This is a genomic window from Serratia sp. Sp408 (genome assembly GCF_057180665.1).
This window is the reverse complement of sequence record NZ_JBXUFT010000001.1, coordinates 804,333-826,581: the sequence shown is the minus strand read 5'-3', so window position 1 is coordinate 826,581 and position 22,249 is coordinate 804,333. Positions and strand designations below refer to the sequence as shown.

The 22,249-nt window shown below is 55.8% G+C and carries 18 protein-coding genes; 5 read left to right on the top strand and 13 right to left on the bottom strand.

Annotated elements, in window-relative coordinates:
- The first annotated feature begins 479 nt into the window (after window positions 1–479).
- The 4 genes from pncB (at window position 480) to AC2AXP_RS03895 (ending at window position 6,139) form a co-directional block, all read left to right on the top strand.
- On the top strand, window positions 480–1,685 hold the full coding sequence (gene pncB, locus AC2AXP_RS03910; RefSeq protein ID WP_004964747.1) for a nicotinate phosphoribosyltransferase: 1,206 nt from the start codon (window positions 480–482) through the stop codon (window positions 1,683–1,685).
- A gap of 201 nt (window positions 1,686–1,886) precedes the next feature.
- Window positions 1,887–3,287, top strand: a complete 1,401-nt coding sequence (gene asnS, locus AC2AXP_RS03905; RefSeq protein WP_004964750.1) for an asparagine--tRNA ligase — start codon at window positions 1,887–1,889, stop codon at window positions 3,285–3,287.
- Window positions 3,288–3,587: 300 nt separating this feature from the next.
- Window positions 3,588–4,700, top strand: a complete 1,113-nt coding sequence (gene ompC / locus AC2AXP_RS03900; protein WP_039992251.1) for a porin OmpC — start codon at window positions 3,588–3,590, stop codon at window positions 4,698–4,700.
- A gap of 248 nt (window positions 4,701–4,948) precedes the next feature.
- Entirely contained in the window at window positions 4,949–6,139 is a 1,191-nt protein-coding gene (locus tag AC2AXP_RS03895) for an amino acid aminotransferase (protein WP_273867406.1), read from the top strand.
- A 66-nt stretch (window positions 6,140–6,205) separates the two neighbouring features.
- On the opposite strand, the gene AC2AXP_RS03890 is transcribed toward AC2AXP_RS03895, so the two are convergent.
- From AC2AXP_RS03890 to cmoM, 7 genes are all read right to left on the bottom strand, one after another.
- Window positions 6,206–6,853, bottom strand: coding sequence for an MBL fold metallo-hydrolase (locus AC2AXP_RS03890; protein WP_371901493.1), 648 nt, complete (start codon window positions 6,851–6,853; stop codon window positions 6,206–6,208).
- 62 nt (window positions 6,854–6,915) lie between these two features.
- Window positions 6,916–7,464, bottom strand: coding sequence for a peptidoglycan L,D-endopeptidase MepK (mepK, locus tag AC2AXP_RS03885; RefSeq protein WP_004964757.1), 549 nt, complete (start codon window positions 7,462–7,464; stop codon window positions 6,916–6,918).
- A 182-nt stretch (window positions 7,465–7,646) separates the two neighbouring features.
- Window positions 7,647–9,488, bottom strand: a complete 1,842-nt coding sequence (gene ldtD, locus AC2AXP_RS03880; RefSeq protein WP_039992253.1) for a L,D-transpeptidase — start codon at window positions 9,486–9,488, stop codon at window positions 7,647–7,649.
- 222 nt (window positions 9,489–9,710) lie between these two features.
- A complete protein-coding gene (gene mukB / locus AC2AXP_RS03875; RefSeq protein ID WP_484381421.1) occupies window positions 9,711–14,165 on the bottom strand; it encodes a chromosome partition protein MukB in 4,455 nt (1,484 codons plus the stop codon).
- The gene (gene mukE / locus AC2AXP_RS03870) at window positions 14,162–14,890 is read right to left on the bottom strand and encodes a chromosome partition protein MukE (RefSeq protein ID WP_039992254.1); all 729 of its coding nucleotides are present in this window, start codon (window positions 14,888–14,890) and stop codon (window positions 14,162–14,164) included. The genes mukB and mukE overlap by 4 nt, the downstream gene beginning before the upstream one ends.
- Window positions 14,871–16,193 (bottom strand): chromosome partition protein MukF, encoded by a 1,323-nt coding sequence (mukF, locus tag AC2AXP_RS03865; protein WP_004964768.1) that lies wholly within the window; start codon window positions 16,191–16,193, stop codon window positions 14,871–14,873. Before mukF ends, mukE begins: the two co-directional genes overlap by 20 nt.
- The gene (gene cmoM / locus AC2AXP_RS03860) at window positions 16,190–16,975 is read right to left on the bottom strand and encodes a tRNA uridine 5-oxyacetic acid(34) methyltransferase CmoM (protein WP_004964771.1); all 786 of its coding nucleotides are present in this window, start codon (window positions 16,973–16,975) and stop codon (window positions 16,190–16,192) included. The genes mukF and cmoM overlap by 4 nt, the downstream gene beginning before the upstream one ends.
- Before the next feature lie 153 nt (window positions 16,976–17,128).
- On the opposite strand from cmoM, the gene elyC reads away from it, so the two are divergent.
- Window positions 17,129–17,935, top strand: a complete 807-nt coding sequence (gene elyC / locus AC2AXP_RS03855; protein ID WP_004964774.1) for an envelope biogenesis factor ElyC — start codon at window positions 17,129–17,131, stop codon at window positions 17,933–17,935.
- Here the strand turns inward: elyC and AC2AXP_RS03850 are convergent.
- From AC2AXP_RS03850 to cspE, 6 genes are all read right to left on the bottom strand, one after another.
- Window positions 17,912–18,808, bottom strand: coding sequence for a YcbJ family phosphotransferase (locus tag AC2AXP_RS03850; protein WP_004964779.1), 897 nt, complete (start codon window positions 18,806–18,808; stop codon window positions 17,912–17,914). The two genes, elyC and AC2AXP_RS03850, sit on opposite strands and share 24 nt — an antisense overlap.
- A 148-nt stretch (window positions 18,809–18,956) precedes the next feature.
- Window positions 18,957–19,706, bottom strand: coding sequence for a 3-deoxy-manno-octulosonate cytidylyltransferase (kdsB, locus tag AC2AXP_RS03845; RefSeq protein ID WP_004964780.1), 750 nt, complete (start codon window positions 19,704–19,706; stop codon window positions 18,957–18,959).
- Window positions 19,703–19,885, bottom strand: a complete 183-nt coding sequence (locus AC2AXP_RS03840; protein ID WP_039992255.1) for a Trm112 family protein — start codon at window positions 19,883–19,885, stop codon at window positions 19,703–19,705. Before AC2AXP_RS03840 ends, kdsB begins: the two co-directional genes overlap by 4 nt.
- 300 nt (window positions 19,886–20,185) lie before the next feature.
- Window positions 20,186–21,412: a winged helix-turn-helix domain-containing protein gene (locus AC2AXP_RS03835; RefSeq protein ID WP_004964787.1), complete on the bottom strand. Its 1,227-nt coding sequence runs from the start codon at window positions 21,410–21,412 to the stop codon at window positions 20,186–20,188.
- A gap of 109 nt (window positions 21,413–21,521) precedes the next feature.
- The gene (locus AC2AXP_RS03830; RefSeq protein WP_004964790.1) at window positions 21,522–21,743 is read right to left on the bottom strand and encodes a cold-shock protein; all 222 of its coding nucleotides are present in this window, start codon (window positions 21,741–21,743) and stop codon (window positions 21,522–21,524) included.
- Between the two features lie 220 nt (window positions 21,744–21,963).
- Entirely contained in the window at window positions 21,964–22,173 is a 210-nt protein-coding gene (gene cspE, locus AC2AXP_RS03825) for a transcription antiterminator/RNA stability regulator CspE (protein ID WP_004928244.1), read from the bottom strand.
- Between the last annotated feature and the right edge of the window lie 76 nt (window positions 22,174–22,249).

The following is a 22,249-nucleotide window of genomic DNA, read 5'->3' as shown; positions in this document are numbered from 1 at the left end:
GATGGCACTACCAGAGCCCCCTGCAACAGCATTACAGCGATGTTGCGTCTTGGCACAAAAAATGCCACGCCAGTACGGCGGATAAAATCAGTTGTTTAAAATAATTAACCTTATAATTTCTATCGCTAATTCGACTAAGTTACTCACTTTATTGGTTTATCTGGCTTTTACTTTTGCTGCCGCGTCGTGGTGCCCGGCAAGCGCACGTTTAATCCTCGACCCTGTGCGGTAATTTATGGTGTGATGGCGCTTCAATAACAGGATAATCCGGGTATACTCCTCGCTCTTTTGTGAGCATACCCCATGGCGTCAAGCAGCATCGCAATAGCGAGCGGGCGGATCCTCAAGGGCACGGCACGGGCTGTGACCAGGGTAAACGCAACGATCGCCGCTCTCCTCTATATAGAGAGAAAACGCTTGAGACATGATGGGTATATCCAGATTTGGACACGCGCCTGACGAGGATGCTGTAACGCGCTATGACTCAATACGCCTCCCCGATTTTGACATCACTGCTTGATACTGATGCCTACAAGCTTCATATGCAGCAAGCAGTGTTCCATCGCTATCCCGCGATCACCGTCGCGGCCGAGTTCCGCTGCCGCGGAGACGAGCTGCTGGGTGAATATGCCGACGAGATCCGTGCGCAAGTCGCGCTGATGAGTCAGTTGGCGCTAACGGATGCCGAATACCAGTATCTGTCCGGTTTGCCGTTTTTCCGCCAGGATTACCTTAACTGGCTGCGCAACTTCCGCTATGACCCGCAGCAGGTCAGCATTGATGACCACGATGGGCACCTGCAGATCCGCATTGCCGGACCATGGCGTGAAGTGATCATGTGGGAAGTCCCCTTGCTGGCGGTGATCAGCGAAGTGGTGCACCGTCACCGCTCCCCGCAGGTGACGCCGGACGATGCGGTCGCACAATTGCGCGCCAAGTTGATACAGTTCAAGCAGTTGGCAGGCGATCTGGATATTTCCCGCTTCCGACTGATGGACTTTGGTAGCCGCCGGCGCTTCTCGCAAGGGGTACAGCAGGCAATAGTCAGCACGCTAAAACAGGAATTTCCTTATCTCGTCGGCACCAGCAACTACGACTTGGCGCACCGGCTCGGCCTGACGCCGGTCGGTACCCAGGCACACGAATGGTTCCAGGCGCATCAGCAGATCAGTCCGGTGCTGGCCAATAGTCAACGCGCCGCGCTGCAAGCATGGCTGGATGAATATCCGGATCAGTTGGGCGTTGCGCTCACCGACTGCATCACCATGGATGCCTTCCTGCGCGATTTCGGCCCGCAGTTTGCCGAACGCTATCAGGGGCTGCGTCACGACTCGGGCGATCCGTTCGAATGGGGCGAAAAAGCCATCGCCCATTACCAGAAACTCGGCATCGATCCGATGAGTAAAACGCTGGTGTTTTCCGATAATCTGGATTTGAACAAAGCGCTGGCGTTGTATCGCCACTTTTATCAGCGCATCAATCTGGTGTTCGGCATCGGCACCCGCCTCACCTGCGATATTCCTGACGTCAAACCGCTGAATATCGTTATCAAACTGGTGGAGTGCAAAGGCAAACCGGTCGCCAAGCTGTCCGACAGCCCGGGCAAGACCATTTGCCAGGACCAGGCGTTTGTCAAGGCGCTGCGCAAGGCCTTTGACTTGCCGCTGGTGAAAAAGGCCAGTTGAACTACAGCCGGCAGCCCCTCAGGCCGGCTTTTTCCTGCTTCTTTATTCCCTGCAACGACACCCATGCCGCGATGCAAGAAATGTTGCACCAATCCGGTGATTTCTGCTTGTGCTCTGCACCGCGGCAAGTAACATAGTCTCATCCCCATTTTCTTGGGTGGTAAGCTATTTCTTCATCAAATCAATTAAAGAGAGAAATCTATGAGCGTAGTGCCTGTATGCGACGTGCTGCAAGGTCGTGCTGCGGTTGACAGTGAAGTCACCGTGCGCGGCTGGGTACGTACCCGGAGAGATTCTAAAGCTGGTATCTCCTTCCTCGCCGTTTATGACGGCTCCTGCTTTGATCCGTTACAGGCCGTCGTTAATAATTCTCTGCCGAATTATCAGGATGAAGTGCTGCACCTGACGACAGGCTGTTCGGTTGAAGTGACCGGCAAGGTGGTGGCCTCCCCTGGCGAAGGCCAGAGCTTTGAGCTGCAAGCGACCGCCATCAAGGTGGTTGGTTGGGTGGACGATCCGGATACCTATCCAATGGCTGCCAAACGTCACAGCATTGAGTATCTGCGCGAAGTGGCCCACCTGCGCCCACGCACCAACCTGATCGGCGCAGTCGCACGCGTCCGTCATACGCTGGCACAGGCGATCCATCGTTTCTTACATGAAAACGGCTATTTCTGGGTATCCACGCCGCTGATCACCGCGTCCGATACCGAAGGTGCCGGCGAAATGTTCCGCGTCTCCACGCTGGATCTGGAAAACCTGCCGCGCGACGATAAGGGCGCTGTCGACTTCAGCCAGGACTTCTTCGGTAAAGAGGCCTTCCTGACCGTTTCCGGCCAGTTGAACGGCGAAACCTACGCCTGCGCGTTATCAAAAGTTTACACCTTCGGCCCGACTTTCCGTGCGGAAAATTCCAACACCAGCCGTCACCTGGCCGAGTTCTGGATGGTCGAGCCGGAAGTGGCCTTCGCCTCGCTGGATGACGTTGCCGGCTTGGCGGAAAGTATGCTGAAGTATGTCTTCCAGGCCGTGCTTGATGAACGTGCCGATGACATGCAGTTCTTTGCCGAGCGGGTAGATAAAGACGCGGTTGAACGTCTGAAACGCTTTGTTACCTCTGATTTTGCCCAGGTTGACTATACCGACGCCGTCGAGATCCTGCTGGCGTCCGGTCAAACCTTTGAAAACCCGGTATCCTGGGGCATTGACCTGTCGTCTGAACACGAGCGTTATCTGGCCGAGAAACACTTTAAGGCCCCGGTAGTGGTCAAGAATTATCCGAAGGACATCAAAGCCTTCTATATGCGTATGAACGAAGATGGCAAAACCGTCGCGGCGATGGATGTTCTGGCGCCGGGAATTGGCGAAATCATCGGCGGATCGCAGCGTGAAGAGCGACTTGATGTGCTCGATCAGCGTCTGGAAGAGATGGGTCTGAACAAGGAAGACTACTGGTGGTATCGCGATCTGCGCCGTTACGGCACCGTTCCGCACTCCGGTTTCGGCCTCGGATTTGAACGTTTAATCGCCTATGTGACCGGCGTGCAGAACGTTCGTGATGTGATTCCATTCCCACGCACGCCACGAAACGCCAGCTTCTAATTAACGACGCTAAACAGTTTCGACACCATTTTGTTACAAAACAAAGGCCAGCCTCGCTGGCCTTTCGCATTTTTTATTATTGACCTGCGTCACAAAGTTCCCTTTCATTAATATCTTGTTACACATTGTTTCCTATTGAAACCTGATTGCGATATTAGTAGCATTTTCGCTCTAGATTAACCCGACGGTGAATGGAACACTGCGTGCAGACACAGGACGACACCAATCTATCAACAATAGTTCCAAAAGAATTATTGGCGGCAGTGGCAAGGTGTCCGAATAACACCAATGAGGGTAATAATGATGAAGCGCAACATTCTTGCAGTGGTAATTCCAGCTCTGTTGGCTGCTGGTGCAGCAAACGCAGCTGAGATCTATAACAAAGACGGCAACAAGCTGGATCTGTACGGTAAAGTTGACGGCCTGCACTACTTCTCTGACAGCAAAGGCGACGACGGCGACCAATCTTACGTTCGTTTCGGCTTCAAAGGTGAAACTCAGATTACTGACCAACTGACCGGTTACGGCCAGTGGGAATACAACGTTCAGGCTAACCACGCTGAATCTCAAGGCACCGAAGGCACCAAGACTCGTCTGGGCTTCGCGGGTCTGAAATTTGCTGACTACGGTTCATTCGATTACGGCCGTAACTACGGCGTTCTGTACGACGTGGAAGGCTGGACCGATATGCTGCCAGAGTTCGGCGGCGACACCTACACCATTACCGACAACTACATGACCGGCCGTACCAACGGCGTTGCGACTTATCGTAACAACAACTTCTTCGGTCTGGTTGACGGCTGGAACTTTGCCGTTCAGTACCAGGGCAAAAACGAAAACGACGGTCGCGAGCTGAAAAAACAAAACGGCGACGGTTGGGGCCTGTCTACTACTTATGACATCCTGGATTCCGGCGTGAGCGTGGGTGCGGCATACGCATCTTCCGACCGTACCGATGCCCAGACCCGTGAGTCTACCGCACGTGGTGACAAGGCTGATGCATGGACCGTGGGCGCGAAATACGACGCTAACAACGTGTACCTGGCAGCCATGTACTCAGAAACCCGTAACATGACTCCTTACGGCGAAGCGTACAACACCATCGCTGACAAAACCCAGAACTTCGAAGTCACCGCACAGTACCAGTTCGACTTCGGTCTGCGTCCAGAAGTGTCTTACCTGCAGTCCAAAGGCAAGCAACTGGCTGGCCGTTCTGCTAACAACGCAACCTTCAATGGCGGCGATGCAGATCTGGTTAAATACGTTTCTGTAGGTACCACTTACTACTTCAACAAAAACATGTCTACCTACGTTGATTACAAAATCAACCTGCTGGACGAAAACGAATTCACCAAAGCCAACGCCATCTCTACCGACGACGTTGTTGCTGTTGGTCTGGTTTACCAGTTCTAATTCGTTACTCGCTTAACGGCGGTTCGCTGCCGGACAAGTTAATCAAACAGGGCTTCGGCCCTGTTTTTGTTTGTTGCCACCGTTTAAATTTTTATCCTGCCTGAAGGCCTTTTTCCGTCATTTTTTGTGCTGAATATGCGCCCATCACAAGATCGAGGTGTTTTTCTCGCAAACGGTTGGCAAAGCGCATAACTGGCGCTACCCTGATGCCTCTGACTGCTTAACTCTAAGCCATGGAAGCATCTGACATGTTTGAAAAGATCACCGCTGCACCAGCCGATCCCATTCTGGGTTTGACCGATATTTTCCGCGCGGACGCCCGTCCGAACAAAATCAACCTGGGTATCGGCGTCTATAAAGACGAAACTGGCAAAACGCCAGTGCTGACCAGCGTGAAAAAAGCCGAGCAGTACCTGCTGGAAAACGAAACCACCAAAAATTATCTCGGTATTGAAGGCATCCCGGCGTTCGCCACCTGCACGCAGGAACTGCTGTTCGGCAAAGACAGCGCCATCATCAGCGACAAGCGTGCCCGCACCGCGCAAACGCCAGGCGGCACCGGTGGTCTGCGCGTTGCCGGTGACTTCATCGCCAACCAGACCAGCGCCAAGCGCGTCTGGATCAGCAACCCAAGCTGGCCAAACCACAAAAACGTGTTTAGTGCTGCCGGCCTGGAAGTGCTGGAATATGATTATTATGATGCCGACAACCATGCGCTGAACTTTGACGGTCTGATTAACAGCCTGAAACAGGCGCAAGCTGGCGACGTAGTGGTATTCCACGGCTGCTGCCACAACCCGACCGGCATCGATCCAACGCCGGAACAATGGAGCCAGTTGGCCGAGCTTTCCGCCAAAAGTGGCTGGTTGCCGCTGTTCGACTTCGCCTATCAGGGCTTTGCCAACGGCTTGGAAGAAGACGCTCAGGGCCTGCGTATTTTCGCGGCCAAGCATCAGGAACTGATCGTCGCCAGCTCGTACTCGAAGAACTTTGGCCTGTATAACGAACGCGTAGGCGCCTGCACCGTCGTCGCTGCGGATGCCGACACCGCCGATCGTGCCTTTAGCCAGGTAAAAGCGGCGATTCGCGCCAACTACTCCAACCCGCCTTCACACGGCGCCGCGGTGGTAGCGACCATCCTGAGCAATGAGGCATTGCGCGCCATCTGGGAGCAGGAACTGACCGACATGCGTCAACGCATCCATCGCATGCGCCAGCTGTTCGTCAATACCCTGCAGGAAAAGGGAGCGGAGCAGGATTTCAGCTTTATCATCAACCAGAACGGCATGTTCTCGTTCAGCGGCCTGACCAAAGAACAGGTGCTGCGTCTGCGCGATGAGTTTGGCGTGTATGCGGTAAACTCCGGTCGCGTCAACGTGGCAGGCATGACGCCAGACAATATGGCGCCACTGTGTGAAGCCATCGTCGCCGTGCTGTAATCACCGGCCGGTAACGAACGAAAAAGGGGCGCCAATGCGCCCCTTTGGTTTTCTGCCGCTGGCAGATTACCAGACTGCCGGTTCTTCGCGCAGGAACGGGTTATGCAGGCGCTCCTGACCGAAGGTCGACATAGGGCCATGGCCGGGAATAAACGCCATATCGTCGCCCTGCGGCAGTAATTTGCTATGGATAGCGTTGATCAGTGCCTGATGATCGCCGCGAGGGAAGTCCGTGCGCCCCACTCCGCCGTTGAACAGCACATCGCCCACCAGTGCCAGACGAGCTTCATCGTTGATGAAAACGATATGCCCCGGCGTATGCCCCGGGCAATGCAGTACCTTCAGCGTCATGGCACCAACCTGTACCGTATCGCCTTCCGCCAGCCAGCGGGTTGGCGTTAGCGGCACACACTCTTCCAGCCCAAACATGCGGCTTTGCGCCGGCAAGCCATCGAGCCAGAAGGCGTCTTCCTTGTCAGGGCCGTAGATCGGCACCTGATAGTGTTCAGCCAGCTCCGCCGCAGCGCCGACGTGGTCAAGATGACCATGCGTCAGCAGGATTTGCGTCAGCGTCACGCCGGCCTCCGCCACCGCCGCCTGCAGTTTTTCCGCTTCGCCGCCGGGATCGACCAACGCCGCCTGACGTGTCTCATCACACCAGATCAACGTACAGTTCTGGCTAAACGCGGTAACGGGAATAATTTTATAGTTCATAAAGCTCCAACAGCCACGGCGCCGAACCTGCCGGCCGGCGCGTCAATCAGCGTACTGCATGATTACCAGGTCCGAGCCGGGCCGGTATCAATGTGTACAAAGTTGCTACGTGGGTAATATCCTACACCACCCGCACGCATTTTTAACGCGGCCTTGCGGATATTACTCAGTTGGATACCTTCGATATGGAAATCCATCGCCTGCCCTTTGGTATGGTAGCTGTGCTTGGCCACACCGCGGCTGTGCGATCGCAGTTCATTATTGGTCCCCAGAGAACGATAACCAGAGACTAACTGAACCGGTTTGCTGGTTCCGAGCAGGCCCTGCAAACGATATAAATGATCGAACAGACGCGGGTCTATCGATTTCACTTTATTTGCACGGTAATCGCGGAAAAGATGATTTAGACGAGCCAGCTCTTCTTTATTATAACCTTTGCCATCAAAGAATTCGGCTTTAAGCGATTCTCCGGTATGCAGGTTATTTACTACCAGAATACGTGGGCGAGAAGTTGAAAGGCTGGCAAATGCTTGCCCTGGGAGCAGCGCTATACCCATGGCAGCCGTACCTAACGTTAACCACTTACGGCGGTGATGATCTATTTTGTCCATGTTTCTGTCAAACCCGGCAAGAATATCAAAAAAATATGCACAAAAAAGCGCACTGCCCGAACCATAACCGCCTACGCAGGCTGAGTCAACCCGTGATGTCCCGCGGTTTACCGGCCCCCAGAGTCTGGGCGCCGGCCATATGGTCCGATATTCTGACCGTTATTTATTTATAATTACTGCATTTATTGCATTAATTTTTCGGCCTGAGCCAAAATTTGTGCGCCGGATCTCACCGTATTATCGTAATTGTAAATATCTGTACGGAATTGTGGCTTTCCGTCATCAGATACCCAGGCGGTTAAATAATACAATTTAACCGGGATATGCTGACGTACATTGACATAGGTGGTATTTCCCTGTTTCAGGGTTGAAGAAACGCGGCTATTGTTCCAACCGGCATCCTGCAACAGCATATTGGCCAAATCGGACGCCTTATTTACCCGAACGCAACCGGAACTGAGCGCACGGATATCCTTTTGGAACAGATTATGATTCGGCGTATCGTGCAGATAGATGGCATCCGAACTGGGCATATTGAATTTGAAACGACCCAGCGAGTTGGTGGCGCCCGGTGCCTGACGAATGCGATACGGGAAGTTGCGCGCTGATACCATATTCCAGTCAATCATTGACGGATCAATCACTTCGGCATCGTTGCTCCAGCCGGAAAGCACGGTATAGCCGTGTTTACGGAAATAGTTGGCGTCACGCATCGCTTTCGGCACGATGTCTTCACGCACCAGCGTGGTCGGTACGTTCCACGGCGGGTTAACCACCACATTATTCAATGCGCTGCTCATCATCGGCGTCTTGCGGCTGGGGCGACCAACGATCACCCGCGACGACAGCACTTCATTGCCGTTCTGGTAATAGACCAGTGAATAGTTGGGAATATTGACCATGATGCCGTTGCTGACGCGTCCTGGCAGGATACGCAGCCGCTGAATGTTCAATGCCAGCAGCGACGCTCGCATTTGCGGCGACACGTTCAGCCATTCGCGCGTCCGCACGCCGATGATCCCGTCGGTACTCAGCCCCTGCCATTTCTGAAAGCGCTTCACACCCTCGACCAGTTCGCTGGAATACAGATTGTCAGCCATCGATGCCGCTGCTGGCGGCTGCTGCAATAGCGCGCCGTCGGTGGGCGCAGTGATATTATCCACCGGCGCCGCCGACGGGCTGACCACCGTGCCGCGGTTCTCGCGCAGCGCTTCTTCATCAACGGATAAATCGTCATCCGCCACCGGTGCGGCAGCGCGATTAACCACCGTCGGCTGTTGCGCAGGCAGACTGGCGGCGGGAATATCGCTCATCATGCCGGTACGCTGCAGTATCTCACGCAGCGCGGGGATATCGTTGCTGATCTCGCCCGGTCGCAGGCTCGGCCCATTAGCCAGTCGCGGCCAGGGGCGGCTATCGGCCAACATGTCACGCAGCGCTTGATGCATTTTGGCATATTGCGGGTGCTGTGGCGCCAGCGACTCAACGTACGCCTGCGCCTTGCCCTGCCGCACCGCCAACTGCCACTGGTTGATGACGGTACCCGGCGGCGTGGCCAGTTTGTACGGAATATTACTGTATAACCAGTTGTTGCCGTTGGCGCCGATTGACGACACAAACTGCAGATAACCGAGCATGGCGTCGGACAGGACGATATCCCGGCCCATATCGCTGATGGCCGGATCGGTCAGTTGCCTGACCCATTGGGTAAACTGCGGCTGTATGCCAGAAATGGCCAGTTCCGCCAATTGTTGCTGGAACTGCTGCACCGCCTCGCGATCCTGCCACATCGGCTGCATCTGATTGGCCGCATACAACGGCGCCAAGGTTGAAAGGTAGTGCGGTGTCACGCCGCCAGGCAACGCCGCAACCAGTTCGGAACGGCTTTGCGCGACCGACATGCTGGAGGACGCGGCGGGAAACGCCGGCACGGTGGCCCATGCGGGTAACGACGCGGCAAAACTACCTGCAATTGCGCAACTCAGCGCCAGACGTCGTACAGTGCTTCCTTTTATAAGCAACATCCCTTGCCCCCTGTATGCTCACAAAAATACATCAAAGTTTACTGCTTAATCCAAGTATACAAACAGAAAGGCTGCTTTGCTCTCAGACAGCACAGAATTACTGTTTATTTCATTAAGCTAGCCGATGGTTGTCGGCGGCCAAAAACGCACTATCATCCTCGTCCCGAAAAAAAATAGCCACCCCAAGGCGGCTATTTTCAGATTTTTAAGGACGCTTTTGGCTTATGCCTGCGGCGCCTCCGCCGGGTTGGTCCCCACCGCCAGCGGTTCTGCGGCAAAGCCGCGCAGGCCGACCACGTGGACGTGTTCCTGATTCTGGAACACCTTACGCACCAGTTTATAGGTGGTGCCTTTTTCCGGACTGATATTTTCCGGCGCCGCGATGATCAGCTGCATTTCCAGTCGGTCGCACAGTTCGAACAGCGTAGCGATGGATTTGGCATCCAGACGCGCGGCTTCATCCAGGAACAACAGACGGCACGGCGAAATATCCTTGCCGCGCAGGCGGCGCGACTCTTCTTCCCAGCTCTGAACCACCATCACCAGGATCGACATGCCGGTACCGATCGCTTCACCGGTAGACAAGGCGCCGCTTTCGGCCCGCAGCCAACCGTCGGAACCACGGAATACTTCGACTTCCAGTTCCAGATAGTTACGGTAATCCAGCAGCTCTTCGCCGATGGTTTGCGGCGTGCGCTGACCCATATCAATTTGCGGGTTCAGGCGCTGATACAGCTTGGCCAGCGCTTCGGAGAAGGTCAGCCGGTTGCTATTGAACAGATCCTGGTGCTGTTCCTGCTGCTCTGACAGCACATCCAGCAGCGTGGCGTGGGCTTCGCGCACGTTGACATTCAAACGTACGCTCTTCACCTGACCAAAGGATACTGCCTGCAAGCCCTGGTTGAGCATGCGGATACGGTTCTGTTCGCGCTGAATGGTTTTGCGAATGATGTTCGCCACACTCTTGGAACTGATCGCCAGTTTTTGTTCACGTGCCGTCAGCTCTTCGGTCAATCGGCCCAGTTCGATTTCCATCTGTTCGATGGCCTCGACCGGATCGTCGGTACGAATGATATCCTGACGAATACGCTCACGTAGGTGCTGATACACCGCGATGTAGAACTGGATTTTACGTTCAGGCCGCTTCGGATCTTCCGACAGGCGCAGCACGTCGCGCAGATGCTCGTTGTCCGCAACCGCCAGACGCAATGCACCCAGCGCCTTATCCGACATCGAGCGCAGTTCGTCGCCGTCCATATAAGCCAGTTCACGACGGTGCAGACGGCGTTCGACGCCGTTGTCTTTCACCATGCGCATCACTGCGCACCAGCCGGCCTTGGCGGTCACCACCTGCTCACGCAACTGATGATAATCGCGTTCCAGCTTGCGCAGTTTCTTCTGCAGGCTGTCCATTTCCGCTTCGCAGAAGGTCAGCTGTTTTTCCAGCTGGTTACGACGGGCGCGGTTATTGCTCAGCGCAGCATGCAGTTCGTCACGGCGCTGACGCGCACGCGCTTCGGCGTTGGCATCGGCCTGTACGCCGATGTCGACCAGTTCCTGGCTCAGCTCTTTCAGCATGTCGCGTTTGGCGTCGTAGGAACTTTTCAGCGACGCCAGCACCTGACTGTACTGGGTAAACTGGGTCTGATACTGGCGCAGCCGATCGCGGGCACGGCTGCGCTCCGCTTCTGCCTGCTCCAGCCGCTGACGCAACTTGTCGTTAAGATCGTTGTTGGCATTTTGCATACCGGCGGAATCGGTGTAGCTGAAGTGTGCACGACGCTGCACCACTTCAGTCAGGGAAAACGCCTGTTGCTTGGCCTGACGCTGTACGCTCTGCGCCTGCTGGTAATCCTGCTGCAGCTGCTCGTGCTGTTCGGGATCGCTTTGCAACACCGATACCAGCGGTTCCAGCCTGGTCAGCGATACGCCATGCTGTTGCAGATAACGCGCAGCATCCTGCGCTTCCTCGAGCTCTTCGTGCAGCTCTTCCACCCGATCCGGCAAGGTGTCGTCATTCAGCAAGGAAACCAGCGGCGTCAGACGGTTCAACGCCGAAATGCCTTCTTTTGCCTGCTCGTATTGCTGACGCTGCTGCTGGTTCTGCGCTTCATGATTATTCAGCGCACGTTCGATTTCGTTGCGACGGCCGTTGAGCGTGCGAATTTCCGCTTCCGGATCGGCGTCAAACGCCACCGCCAGGTGTGTGCCGATAAACCGGCTGAATGCCTGGTGAGAGCGCTGGGTTTTCTGCACGTCGAACGACAGGTTGGCATAACGTTCAGCCAACGATTCGCGCTCTGCGTGCAACACTTCCAGACGCTGCTCACGCGCCGCGCGGCCAAACAGTGGCACTTCCGGGAAGCGGGAATAACGCCATTGGCGGTCGGCGATTTTCACCACCACCGCTTTTTCCTGTTCTTCAACGGCAAACACGCTGTCATCGAACGACTGTGGATCCCCTTCGATCAGATAGAGATCTTCCGGGCAATCTTCCAGACCTTCCAGCATCTCGCGAACCAGCGACAGATCCGGTACCACGATCGCATGACGTGACGGGCCGTACAGCGCCGAGAAGTACGGCGCATCGTCGATGGTTACATCGTCATAAATTTCAGACAGCAATACGCCACCGAAGCGTTCAGCCAGGGTCACCAGACGCTGGTCTTCCGCGCCGCTCGGCTGGCTGAGACGTTCGATTTGTGCGTCGATCTCGCGTTTGCGGGCAGCCACTTCATCACGCTCAACCGTGGTTTCACGTTCGCGTTCCAGCAACTGCTGCATGTACTCGGTAACCTGCTGGCTGTTTTCCAGCGGCTCGCCGCTCTGTTCGCTCAACTGGCCCAGTGAATCCTGCGCCGCCAGCCATACCGGCGCGCGCACGGTCAACTCTTTGATACGCTGTTGGATCTGCTCCAGTTCCTGGCGCATTTCCATCCGCCGTTCGCCGGCTTCGCTGACGTTCAGCGACAGCGACTCCAGTCGTTCCTCCAACTCTTGCTGCAAGGCGTCAAGCTCGTCCGGCTGGTAATCTCGCCCCTGGCGTTTGCAGAACTCCTGCAACAAACGCTCGGCGTCCTGCTGCGAACGCAGGCGCTGTTCCAGTTCGCTCAGGCGCAGGCGCAACGGCTGTACGCGTTCCGCCTGATGCTGCTGTGAAGGCCAATCGCGCAACAGCTCGCGCGCGGTTTGCCAGGCTTCGCTGCGGCTGACTTCGCCGGCGATCTTGCACACCAGCTGATAGGCCTGCTCAAACTGGCTGTGAGCGGCATCGGCCACGCTCAGCTTCTGCTCCAGCTTCAGCAAGGCGTCGGTTGCCTCCTCCTCGCGAGCCTGGAAGGTTTCCAGCCACTGCTCGGCGTTTTCGGCGCTCAGCTCCGGCAATTGGCACAGCGCGCGCGCGCGCTCCAACGCCTGTAACGCCTGCTGATACTGGATGGCACGCGTTTGCTGCACGTCCAGTGCCTGCTGGTAATCGGCCAACTGACTTTTCAGCTCGTCCACTTCCAGCTCGGCCGCTTCGGCGCGTGCTTCGTTTTCCGCCTGCTGTTCGCTGGCCTCCGCCACCACTTCGTTCTGTTCTTCCAGCCGGTAGGTCAGCTCTTCCAGGTCGGCTTCGTAACGCGCGATCTTTTCCTGCTGGCGCATTGCGGTCTGCACCAGGTTCAGGTGATCGCTGGCCGCCTGGTAGTCGGTTTCCAAATCCGATTCGGCACCGCTTTGCTCACCCAGCTCACGTGCCATTTCCACGTGGCGATACTGCTCGGCGGCCAGCTGCTTGCGGCTACCGAACAAATCGTTGCGCAGCACCAACGCGCCATCCAGATGGATGCGCCGTTCATTGGCGTGACGCATATAGTCCGCCGCCACGTAGGATGTGGCTTCGGAAATCAGGTGCTTAAACAGGTCACGGTCGGATTGGGTGACGCGAATCGCTTCCAGCGTCATGCGGTTTTCGCGCAATGCGGCTTCCATATCCTGAAACGCCTTGCGCACGCCGCTGTTTTCCGGCAACAGGTAATCACGCAGCGAGCGGGTAATGGCGCTGGAAATCCCGCCGTACAGCGAGGCTTCGATCAGACGATAGAATTTGCTGCGATCCGCCGAGGAACGCAGACGTTTCGGGATCACGCCCAGGTCAAACATCAGCGAGTGATAGTCGGTGATCGAGTTGAACTGTTTGAACTGCACCCCTTCCATCTCTTCGACGCGTTCTTTTAATTCTTGTAGCGACAGTACGCGTGCCTGACGCTCGCCCACCGTCTGGGTCAGAATTTCGGTCGGCTGGACCGACGTCGGCAGCCCCTGGATGGTGAACGGCTTGATGTCGACCTTGCGATCGCGGCCGGCAACCTGTTGCAAACGAACCCCCACCACCACCCGCTGGTGACGCGAGTTAACCACGTCGAGGGTGGAATAACACACCCCGGCACGCAATTTGCCATGCAGGCCTTTGTCGCGCGAACCGCTGGTGGCACCAGCTTCGGTGGTATTGCGAAAGTGCAGCAGCGTCAGGTCCGGGATTAATGCCGTAACAAACGCCGCCATGGTGGTGGATTTACCGGCGCCGTTGCCACCGGAAAGCGTGGTGACCAATTCATCCAGATCAAAAGTGCGGGCGAAGAAACCGTTCCAGTTAATCAGCGTCAGTGAGCGAAATTTACCGCGTTCAATCATTCCTGTTCATCCTCTGCACTGTCCGGGGTGTGGTCCGTCGATGGATCTTCGCTGTCCGACTCGTCATTCAGCAGCAGGCTATTTTCCACCGGCATCGCTTCACCGTCACGGATCATGCGCAACTGCGCCTCACGTGGATCGTCTCCGCTGCGCACGTCCGCGCCAAAGCGGAACACCGCTTCGGTGATACGGAATTTGCTGCTGTCGCCGCCCATGAAATAGACCATGCCCAAACGACGCAGGCGGTTCAGCGAGGTGCGCACTTTTTCGTGCAGTTTCTGGCGATCCAGGTCAGAGCCGGTTGAGCGCTGATTGACGAACTTCAACAGTTTGTTTTCATCCGCCAGGCTCAGTAGTTCGTCATACAGTTCCTGGTGGCTGAAGATACCTTCATGCGCCAGGCGCTCCGGGCTCAGGTAGAGATAGCAGAGTATCTTGCCCACCATCATGTCCAGCTCGGACAGTACCGAACGCGGGATCAGCGTGGTGGAGCGCGGTCGCAGATAGAAGAACCCTTCCGGCGCGCGGATCAGCTCCACGCTGTAGCGGCCGTAAAATATTTCCAGCTCGTCCTGAAAATCCATTAAGAAGGCGTGGTTGTCCAGCTCATCGATGCCGATATGACGACCCGCACGCAGTTGGCTGTCAAGCGCCGGGAACAGCGCGTTAGACAATGCCTTGGCCAGTTTCACTGGCATGATGTGTTCAATATTTGTCGATGACATGGGCCTGTACCTTGGCTCCGTAATCATTGATTGCCTGCCATTGCGCCGGCAACCCTGAAAAATCAGCTTCAGCCACACCAAGGCGCACTGCCTGGTCGACCACTAAGCGTGCTACGTCAAAATGACGCGCACGCGGATATTGCGCCAGATAATCGCGCATTACCGCCCCTAAATTGAGCGGCAACTGTTGTTCCTGATAAACCTTCAGCGCCTGTTCGATCATCGCAGCCAGCTGTTCACGGATCTCGCTGAACTCTTCGAACTCCAGATCCGGCGGCAGTTCGCCGGTCACTTCATCGCTGCGCAGTGCCAGCTCTTCATCGCGCATGTCCAGCAGACGGTCGGCATTGGCATGCGTCAGCGTCCACGGATTGTCGAAATAGTTTTGCACCGATTGACGCAGACGCTGGGCGAATACGCGGTTTTTATCCATGTCGATCGCGGTACGGATAAACTTGTGCACATGGCGGTCGTAGCCGATCCACAGATCGATCGCCTGCTGACCCCAACTGATAATACGATCCAGCTTGCTTTGCAGGTCAAACACCAGCTTGTCGACGAAGCCCAGCTCCATCTCCCCCAGCGTGGCATCCTGAATGCGCAACAGATTGGCCTGCAGCTTGTCCCCTGCCGCTTCCAGCGTATCCTGCAGTTCGCGCAGCGTGCCGGAGGTTTCCGACAGCAGCATTTCGCAACTGGAGATCGCGGCGCGCCAATCCTGGTTGAGCAGCGCGGCGATGTCTTCCTTTACCCCCTGCTGCTGTTCATCCATCACTCGCTGGGTCATGTCGATGCTGTCAAAGATTTCAGCCACCGAATATTTCAGCGGTGCAAACACGTTGCGGTGCCAATGGAAATCATCTCCGCCTTCTTCGGCGGCGTCGGCGGCGCGCTTCAGCTCCTGCGCCACGATCGACAGCTGCATCGACAGACGCAGGGTAGAGAACTCGCGTTGACGGATATAGTAATCGGTAATACCGATACCGAGCGGCGTTAGGCGGTAGATGGCGTTGCCGTCCGCCAGTTCGCTGGTAAACCGGTTCAACAGGCGCTGGCGCACCATGTCGTTTATCGCATTGTTGGCGCGGATCGCTACCGTTTCATGCGTCTGTTCAAACCCTTTGCTGACATGGCGAAATGCATCAACCAGCTCACCTTCGCTCATCTCGCCGTCCAGTCGCTCGCCGTTCAAGGTGGCGATGGCGAGCAGAAACGCGAGACGCTCCGTAGGGAGCGAAATAGAGAAATCATTTTTCCGTGCCCAGGCGACCAGTTCGGGTACAGTCTGGGAAAATTCACTCATAGTTCGTCCTTCAGGTTTGGTTTATGCGCCATGACGTGAATATAGCGCCCCAAACTCACATACGGCTCCTGCCGGCAATAGTGTTGTTCAAGCGCCAGTAATTCTTCAAATTTTTGTGTCTGCAATTGCCTGCTCTGCAGATAATCGTGGAACACCCGCACCCCGGTCTTACCGCCGATGCGCATTCCCAGGCTCTCCAGCCAGCCGTAAACCTGCGGCGGGCTGTGCGGGTATTGTGGCGACAACGAGCGCTTGCGGCGGCGTCTGACTTCCGGGTTGACCAACTGAAAGTTACCCAATACCACATTGCGCATCAATAGGCCGTTGGCATTGAAAAACATCAGCGACAGCGCGCCGCCGGGCAGCAGGCAGTCGTACAGCGCTTTTAATGCCGCCTGCGGCTCGGCAATCCATTCAAGCACAGCATGGAACAATACCAGATCGACCGGCTGTTCCAAATGTTGGCCGATCTCCTGAGCCGAACTTTGTATGAATTGCATGTTCTGGCTCACACCTTTTTGCTCGGCCAACTGCGCCGCGCGCTGGATCATCTCACCAGAAAGATCGCACAACAACACCTGATGTCCTAATTCTGCCAGTTGGCAGGCCATATGGCCCTCGCCGCCGCCGGCGTCAAGGATGCGCAATGGCCGCGGCGGCAACTGCGCCAGCAACGTGGTCAGATCCTGCCACACCACCGCCTGGCGAATCTTCCCTTTGGTGGTGCCGTAAATGTTACGCGCAAACTTTTCAGCAATATCGTCAAAATTGCGATCGTGCATTGGACAACGGCTCCGCTGATGTTCTTTTGGCGTGGGGCAACGCACCCGCCCATTCAAACCTGCTATTTTGGCACAGACTGGCATAGAATAAATCTTCTTGCGGCCTGATTGCGCCCGGATGTCGTTTTTTCGCCCAAAAGGACCTGATTTCTGATGCTGTTTACCCTGAAAAAGTTTATCGGCGCCATTTTGATGCCGTTGCCCGCGCTCTTGCTGCTGATGGCTCTGGCCTTATTGCTGCTGTGGTTTACCCGTTGGCAAAAAAGCGCCAAAGTGATTCTCAGTCTGAGCTGGCTATTTTTACTGCTTTTCAGTCTGCAACCGGTGGCCGATCGACTGCTGCGACCTATTGAGTCAGAATATGTTACCTATAACGGTAATGACCCGGTGAATTATATCGTGGTTTTGGGGGGAGGTTATACTTTCAATCCGCAATGGGCGCCGAGCTCCAATCTGATTGGCAACAGTTTACCGCGCGTTACCGAAGGGGTGCGGCTTTACCTGAGCCACCCGGGGGCAAAAATGGTGTTTACCGGCGCGCGCGGCGCCAATACCCTCAGCAATGCGGAAACCGCGGCGCGGGTTGCGGCCAGCCTTGGCGTGCCACGCAGCGATATAGTGGTGCTGGATCGGCCGCTCGACACCGAACAGGAAGCGATGCAGGTGGCGCAACTGGTTGGCAAGCAGCGGTTTATTCTGGTGACTTCGGCCAATCATCTGCCGCGTGCGATGCGTTTCTTTGAAGCACAGGGATTGCAACCGATCCCGGCGCCGGCCAATCAGTTGGCGATCGCCTCACCGCTCAATATCTGGGATCGGGTGATGCCTTCGGCCATGTTCCTCGGACACAGCGAGCGCGCCTGGTATGAAACGCTCGGCAGCCTGTGGCAGCGATTAAAGGGACAGGATGCAGCGCCGGCGGTGGATCAAGGCTCGTCAGCCGGCCAGCCACGGCATTAACTGCTGCGACGCAACGTCAAACTGCGGCCGATCCAGTTTACCGGTGTGAATCATGCGCCCCATCGCTTCCCAGATGACATACAGCCAGCGCCGCGCCAGAAAGGATTCCGCCACCGGCGCTCGCCGTAGGTAATGGAACAGCAGCTGGCTGGGCATCCCCGCCTCGCACAGTCTGAACAGGTCATATTCTCGCGGCGCCCACAGCATCATGCCGGGATTAATCATCGCCAACAGTTGATCGGTTTTGGCATCCTTGAGCATGCTGCGCAGCGACAGATTGCCGTGTACCAGCACGCAAGGGTCGTCAAATCCGACGAAAAAATGGGTCAATGACTCACGCGTGCGGTACAGCAATCGGCGGTCGGCCATGGTAAGCAGGCGAGAATCCTGGTTGTTAAGGGTGGACCACAGCACTTCTATCCGTTGCTGATACCAACAGAACCAATCGTTTTCCTGTGTGCTGTCGACGGTGCCGACGCAGCCGTGGCTGTCGATGCGATGCCAGGCCAGCATGCCGTCGACGATCTGCTCCATCAGCATATGCCAACGATCCGGCGTGCGGCTAGGCGCTTCAACGGCAACGCCGCGCAAGCGCTCAATCAGCAACACCTCAGAGTATGGCGCCTGTTGGGTGTAAATCACGCCGAATACCGCCGGCAGGCGCACGTCACCTTCCCGTGCCAGCATCGACAGCTTGTAGGCCTCCTGCTGGGCAATACCCGCGCAGACAAAGCTCTTCGCCACCAATGGGATGGCATGCCCCTGCCGATCGTACAGCGAATACAGGTGTGCATACGGCTGTTCACTGACACGCTCCAGCCGGCTGACTGGCTCACCCAGTACTCTGCTCAGTTCGGCACGTAACTGTTCCACTTAGGCTAAACCTCACGAAATCGTAGAGAACGCCTTACATCATCGAACGATGAACGGGAAAATTCCTCAACGCAGATCAATAAAACGGGGATAACGCAGGGGGATCTGCCGCCGGCACGGGCGTACCGACGGCGCTGGGCATAGCGACTTAACGCCGTAGGCTGTCGCGCACGCGTTGTAAATCGTCCGGCGTATCGACGCCGACGCTTGGAATGGCCTTGGCCACCGCGACGTGGATCTTTTCGCCGTACCACAGCACTCGCAGCTGCTCCAACAGTTCGATCTGTTCTAACGGGCTCGGCGCCCAACTGACATAACGGCGTACAAACCCGGCGCGGTAGGCATAAATACCAATATGTCGCAGCAGGCTGTCGCCGATCTGTTCCCTGCTCTGGGCAAAACGCTCACGATCCCACGGGATGGTGGCCCGTGAAAAGTACAGCGCGTAGCCTTTCTCGTCCATTACCACCTTGACCGCATTGGGATTAAAGGCCTCTTCCGCCGTTTCGATCGGTACCGCCAGGGTTGCCATGCCGGCGCTGCTGCTGGCCAGGTTTTCGGCCACCTGCCGAACAATCACCGACGGGATCAGCGGCTCGTCACCCTGCACGTTGACGATGATCTGATCGTCGGCAAAACCGTAATGCTCGATCACCTCTGCAAGACGCTCGGTGCCGGAATGGTGATCCGGGCTGGTCATGCAGACTTCACCGCCGGCAGCTTCTACCGCGCGGGCAACGTCGGGATGATCGGTGGCAACAATCACGCGAGCGGCGCCGGACTCGCGCGCGCGCTCCATCACGTGTACCACCATCGGTTTACCGTGGATGTCTGCCAACGGTTTGCCCGGCAAACGGCTGGATGCATAACGAGCAGGAATGATAGCGATAAAACTCATGCGTGTTTCTCGTCCAGTGGCAGCGTACGCGCCTCATTTTCCAGCAGCACCGGGATACCGTCGCGTAACGGATAGGCCAGACCGTCCAGCTTACACACCAGCTCCTGATTTTCTTTATTGAAGTACAACTTTCCGTTGCAGACCGGGCAGGCAACGATTTCGAGTAAACGGTGATCCATGCTTCCTCCATGCGGGGAATGTGACATCAGGAAAGTGCAACAGAATAGCATATCGTCCAGCGGCAGGTTAATCATCGGTGATGCAACTGCTGCTCTTTTCCCCAAGCGGGTTTTACGGTTGTATTACGCACCGCATCGGTGTAAATTATGTGACACGCATCACATAATTAATATTATACCTGCAAATGATGAAACGTATTCACAAAATCATCGCCCTGTTTGCCAATTTCAGCAACTGAGGCTCAGCTTGTAACGAACGGCGCTGTCACTCGTTTTACCCCCCCATAACAACGTCGTTCGTTATCCCACGTCCCAACCGCTGCCCCATTCGCTACGGACCGAAGCCGGTATCTCCCCCAGCGTGACCCGCGTGGCGCCATGCCATTTGGCCATTCGCTCGATCGCCTGAAAAACATCCTGACAACGCTGCCGCCCCATACGTACCTGTGGCTCGGTATGAAAACTGATGACTTCAAACTCCGCTTTGCGACGGTGCATTTTTGCATCAATACGCCCAATCAATTCACCACGCTGCAGCACCGGCAACGTGAAATAGCCATATTGCCGTTTTTCTTTCGGCGTATAGCATTCGAGCCGGTACTCAAAATTGAACAGCTGCTGGGCGCGGCGGCGATCCCACACCACCGGATCGAAGGGCGACAGTAACGTGGTGACGCTAGATTTCAATTTGCCCTGTTGCGCCAGCGCCAATTGCTGCGCCAGCGAATGGTGCACATAGCATGTGCCGTCGAGCCCGCTGACCTGTACCGGCATGATTTCGTCAGCTCGCGTCAGGCGATCCAGTAGTTTTTGCGGCGATACTCGCTTCAGGCGATAGTAATCCGCCAGCCACTCCGGCTTGAAAATGCCCAGATAACGGCAGCTACGAGTCAACATCTCCTCACGTGCCGCCGCCGCGGGCAGTGCCTGGGTAGCATCGTGCCAATCCGGTAACAGACGTTCGGTAAGATCGTAAACGCGGTGGAAATTACGGCGTTCGGCCACCATCAGCCGGCCGGCGGTAAATAAAATCTCCAGATGGCGTTTTTCTGGTTTCCAGTCCCACCAGCCGTTGCTGCCCTTTTTTTCGGCGTTGAAATCGGCTGAACGCACCGGGCCTTGCTCAGCCACGTATGCCAGCAAATCGTCAATCGCAGTCTGATGTTTGTCGACCCAGGCTTGAGAATATTTCCAGCCCATACCCTGCGGATCCAGCATGCGGTGGCGCAATAACGCAAAATCTTCAATCGGCAGGAAACAGGCTTCGTGCGCCCAATATTCAAACAGCTGGCGCCCCGCTAACGCCTGCTCCAGCCACTCGGGAGAATAGGCGCCCAATCGACTGAACAGCACCAGATACGGGCTGCGTGCGACCACGCTGATGGTATCGATCTGCAATAATCCCATGCGCCGAATGGCGGCAATCACATCGTCAGGTCTGGCTTTGCGTTTGCTGGGAACCAGCAGGCCCTGAGCGGCAAGATGCAGCGAGCGGGCAGCGGCGAGCGAAATTTGTGGTATTGGCATGCGGACATCCAGGTGATTTGGCAATCGCCTGATGATAGTGGAATTTGGGGGATTTTTCTTCGCCAGTGCTTGGGGGTGGCGGCACCGGCACTGGCGAGGAAGGAGTGCCTTAGAACGCGATGACGTCTGCGGCGGACAGCCCGTGAGAGCTGCGGTAGATCGAGAACTCGACGTTCTGACCTTCGTTTAACGATTTATTTTTGGTATTGGCGATAGCACGGCGGCTAACATAAATTTCGTCACTACCATCAACCGGAGAAATAACGCCATAGCCTTCGGCTTGGTCATACCATTTCACTCGGCCCATTTTTAACACGGTATTTTTAAACATAGATTCTATCCTTTTACTTGAGCATCCATGACAACGTCATTTTTATTATTGTCGGGACGCTACCAGCCCATCCTAAAGTTTTTCGTAACAAACCTCTCGTGAGCAAAAAATTAAAAAACCCGCACTACGGCGGGCTTGGTGTACTTAATATCTTCCGCAGGGAGTGGCAATAGTGCCCGTGTCCCGGTTGTATTAAGAACGTTTACGCTATTGACTGTGATTACAGAGCAACAACGTTGGCGGCAGCCGGCCCGCGCGGGCTGTCCTGGATGGTATACTCGACACGCTGGCCTTCAGCCAGAGTCTTGAAACCGTCGGTCATGATTGCGGAGAAGTGTACGAATACGTCTTTACCGCCGTCGTGTTGCTCAATGAAACCAAAACCTTTGCTCTCGTTGAACCACTTAACTTGACCAGTCTTCTTAGACATTACTTTTACCTTTAAATATATTTACAAAATCTGCCATAAGGCAATGGTGGCCGTTTTCAGAAACATTACTTATGGG

Excerpts from the sequence above, each read along its gene's own strand:
- pncB (WP_004964747.1), top strand. The coding sequence starts at position 480 with ATGACTCAATACGCCTCCCCGATTTTGACATCACTGCTTGATACTGAT.
- asnS (WP_004964750.1), top strand. The coding sequence starts at position 1,887 with ATGAGCGTAGTGCCTGTATGCGACGTGCTGCAAGGTCGTGCTGCGGTT.
- ompC (WP_039992251.1), top strand. The coding sequence starts at position 3,588 with ATGATGAAGCGCAACATTCTTGCAGTGGTAATTCCAGCTCTGTTGGCT.
- AC2AXP_RS03895 (WP_273867406.1), top strand. The coding sequence starts at position 4,949 with ATGTTTGAAAAGATCACCGCTGCACCAGCCGATCCCATTCTGGGTTTG.
- AC2AXP_RS03890 (WP_371901493.1), bottom strand. The coding sequence starts at position 6,853 with ATGAACTATAAAATTATTCCCGTTACCGCGTTTAGCCAGAACTGTACG.
- mepK (WP_004964757.1), bottom strand. The coding sequence starts at position 7,464 with ATGGACAAAATAGATCATCACCGCCGTAAGTGGTTAACGTTAGGTACG.
- ldtD (WP_039992253.1), bottom strand. The coding sequence starts at position 9,488 with ATGTTGCTTATAAAAGGAAGCACTGTACGACGTCTGGCGCTGAGTTGC.
- mukB (WP_484381421.1), bottom strand. The coding sequence starts at position 14,165 with ATGATTGAACGCGGTAAATTTCGCTCACTGACGCTGATTAACTGGAAC.
- mukE (WP_039992254.1), bottom strand. The coding sequence starts at position 14,890 with ATGTCATCGACAAATATTGAACACATCATGCCAGTGAAACTGGCCAAG.
- mukF (WP_004964768.1), bottom strand. The coding sequence starts at position 16,193 with ATGAGTGAATTTTCCCAGACTGTACCCGAACTGGTCGCCTGGGCACGG.
- cmoM (WP_004964771.1), bottom strand. The coding sequence starts at position 16,975 with ATGCACGATCGCAATTTTGACGATATTGCTGAAAAGTTTGCGCGTAAC.
- elyC (WP_004964774.1), top strand. The coding sequence starts at position 17,129 with ATGCTGTTTACCCTGAAAAAGTTTATCGGCGCCATTTTGATGCCGTTG.
- kdsB (WP_004964780.1), bottom strand. The coding sequence starts at position 19,706 with ATGAGTTTTATCGCTATCATTCCTGCTCGTTATGCATCCAGCCGTTTG.
- AC2AXP_RS03840 (WP_039992255.1), bottom strand. The coding sequence starts at position 19,885 with ATGGATCACCGTTTACTCGAAATCGTTGCCTGCCCGGTCTGCAACGGA.
- AC2AXP_RS03835 (WP_004964787.1), bottom strand. The coding sequence starts at position 21,412 with ATGCCAATACCACAAATTTCGCTCGCCGCTGCCCGCTCGCTGCATCTT.
- AC2AXP_RS03830 (WP_004964790.1), bottom strand. The coding sequence starts at position 21,743 with ATGTTTAAAAATACCGTGTTAAAAATGGGCCGAGTGAAATGGTATGAC.
- cspE (WP_004928244.1), bottom strand. The coding sequence starts at position 22,173 with ATGTCTAAGAAGACTGGTCAAGTTAAGTGGTTCAACGAGAGCAAAGGT.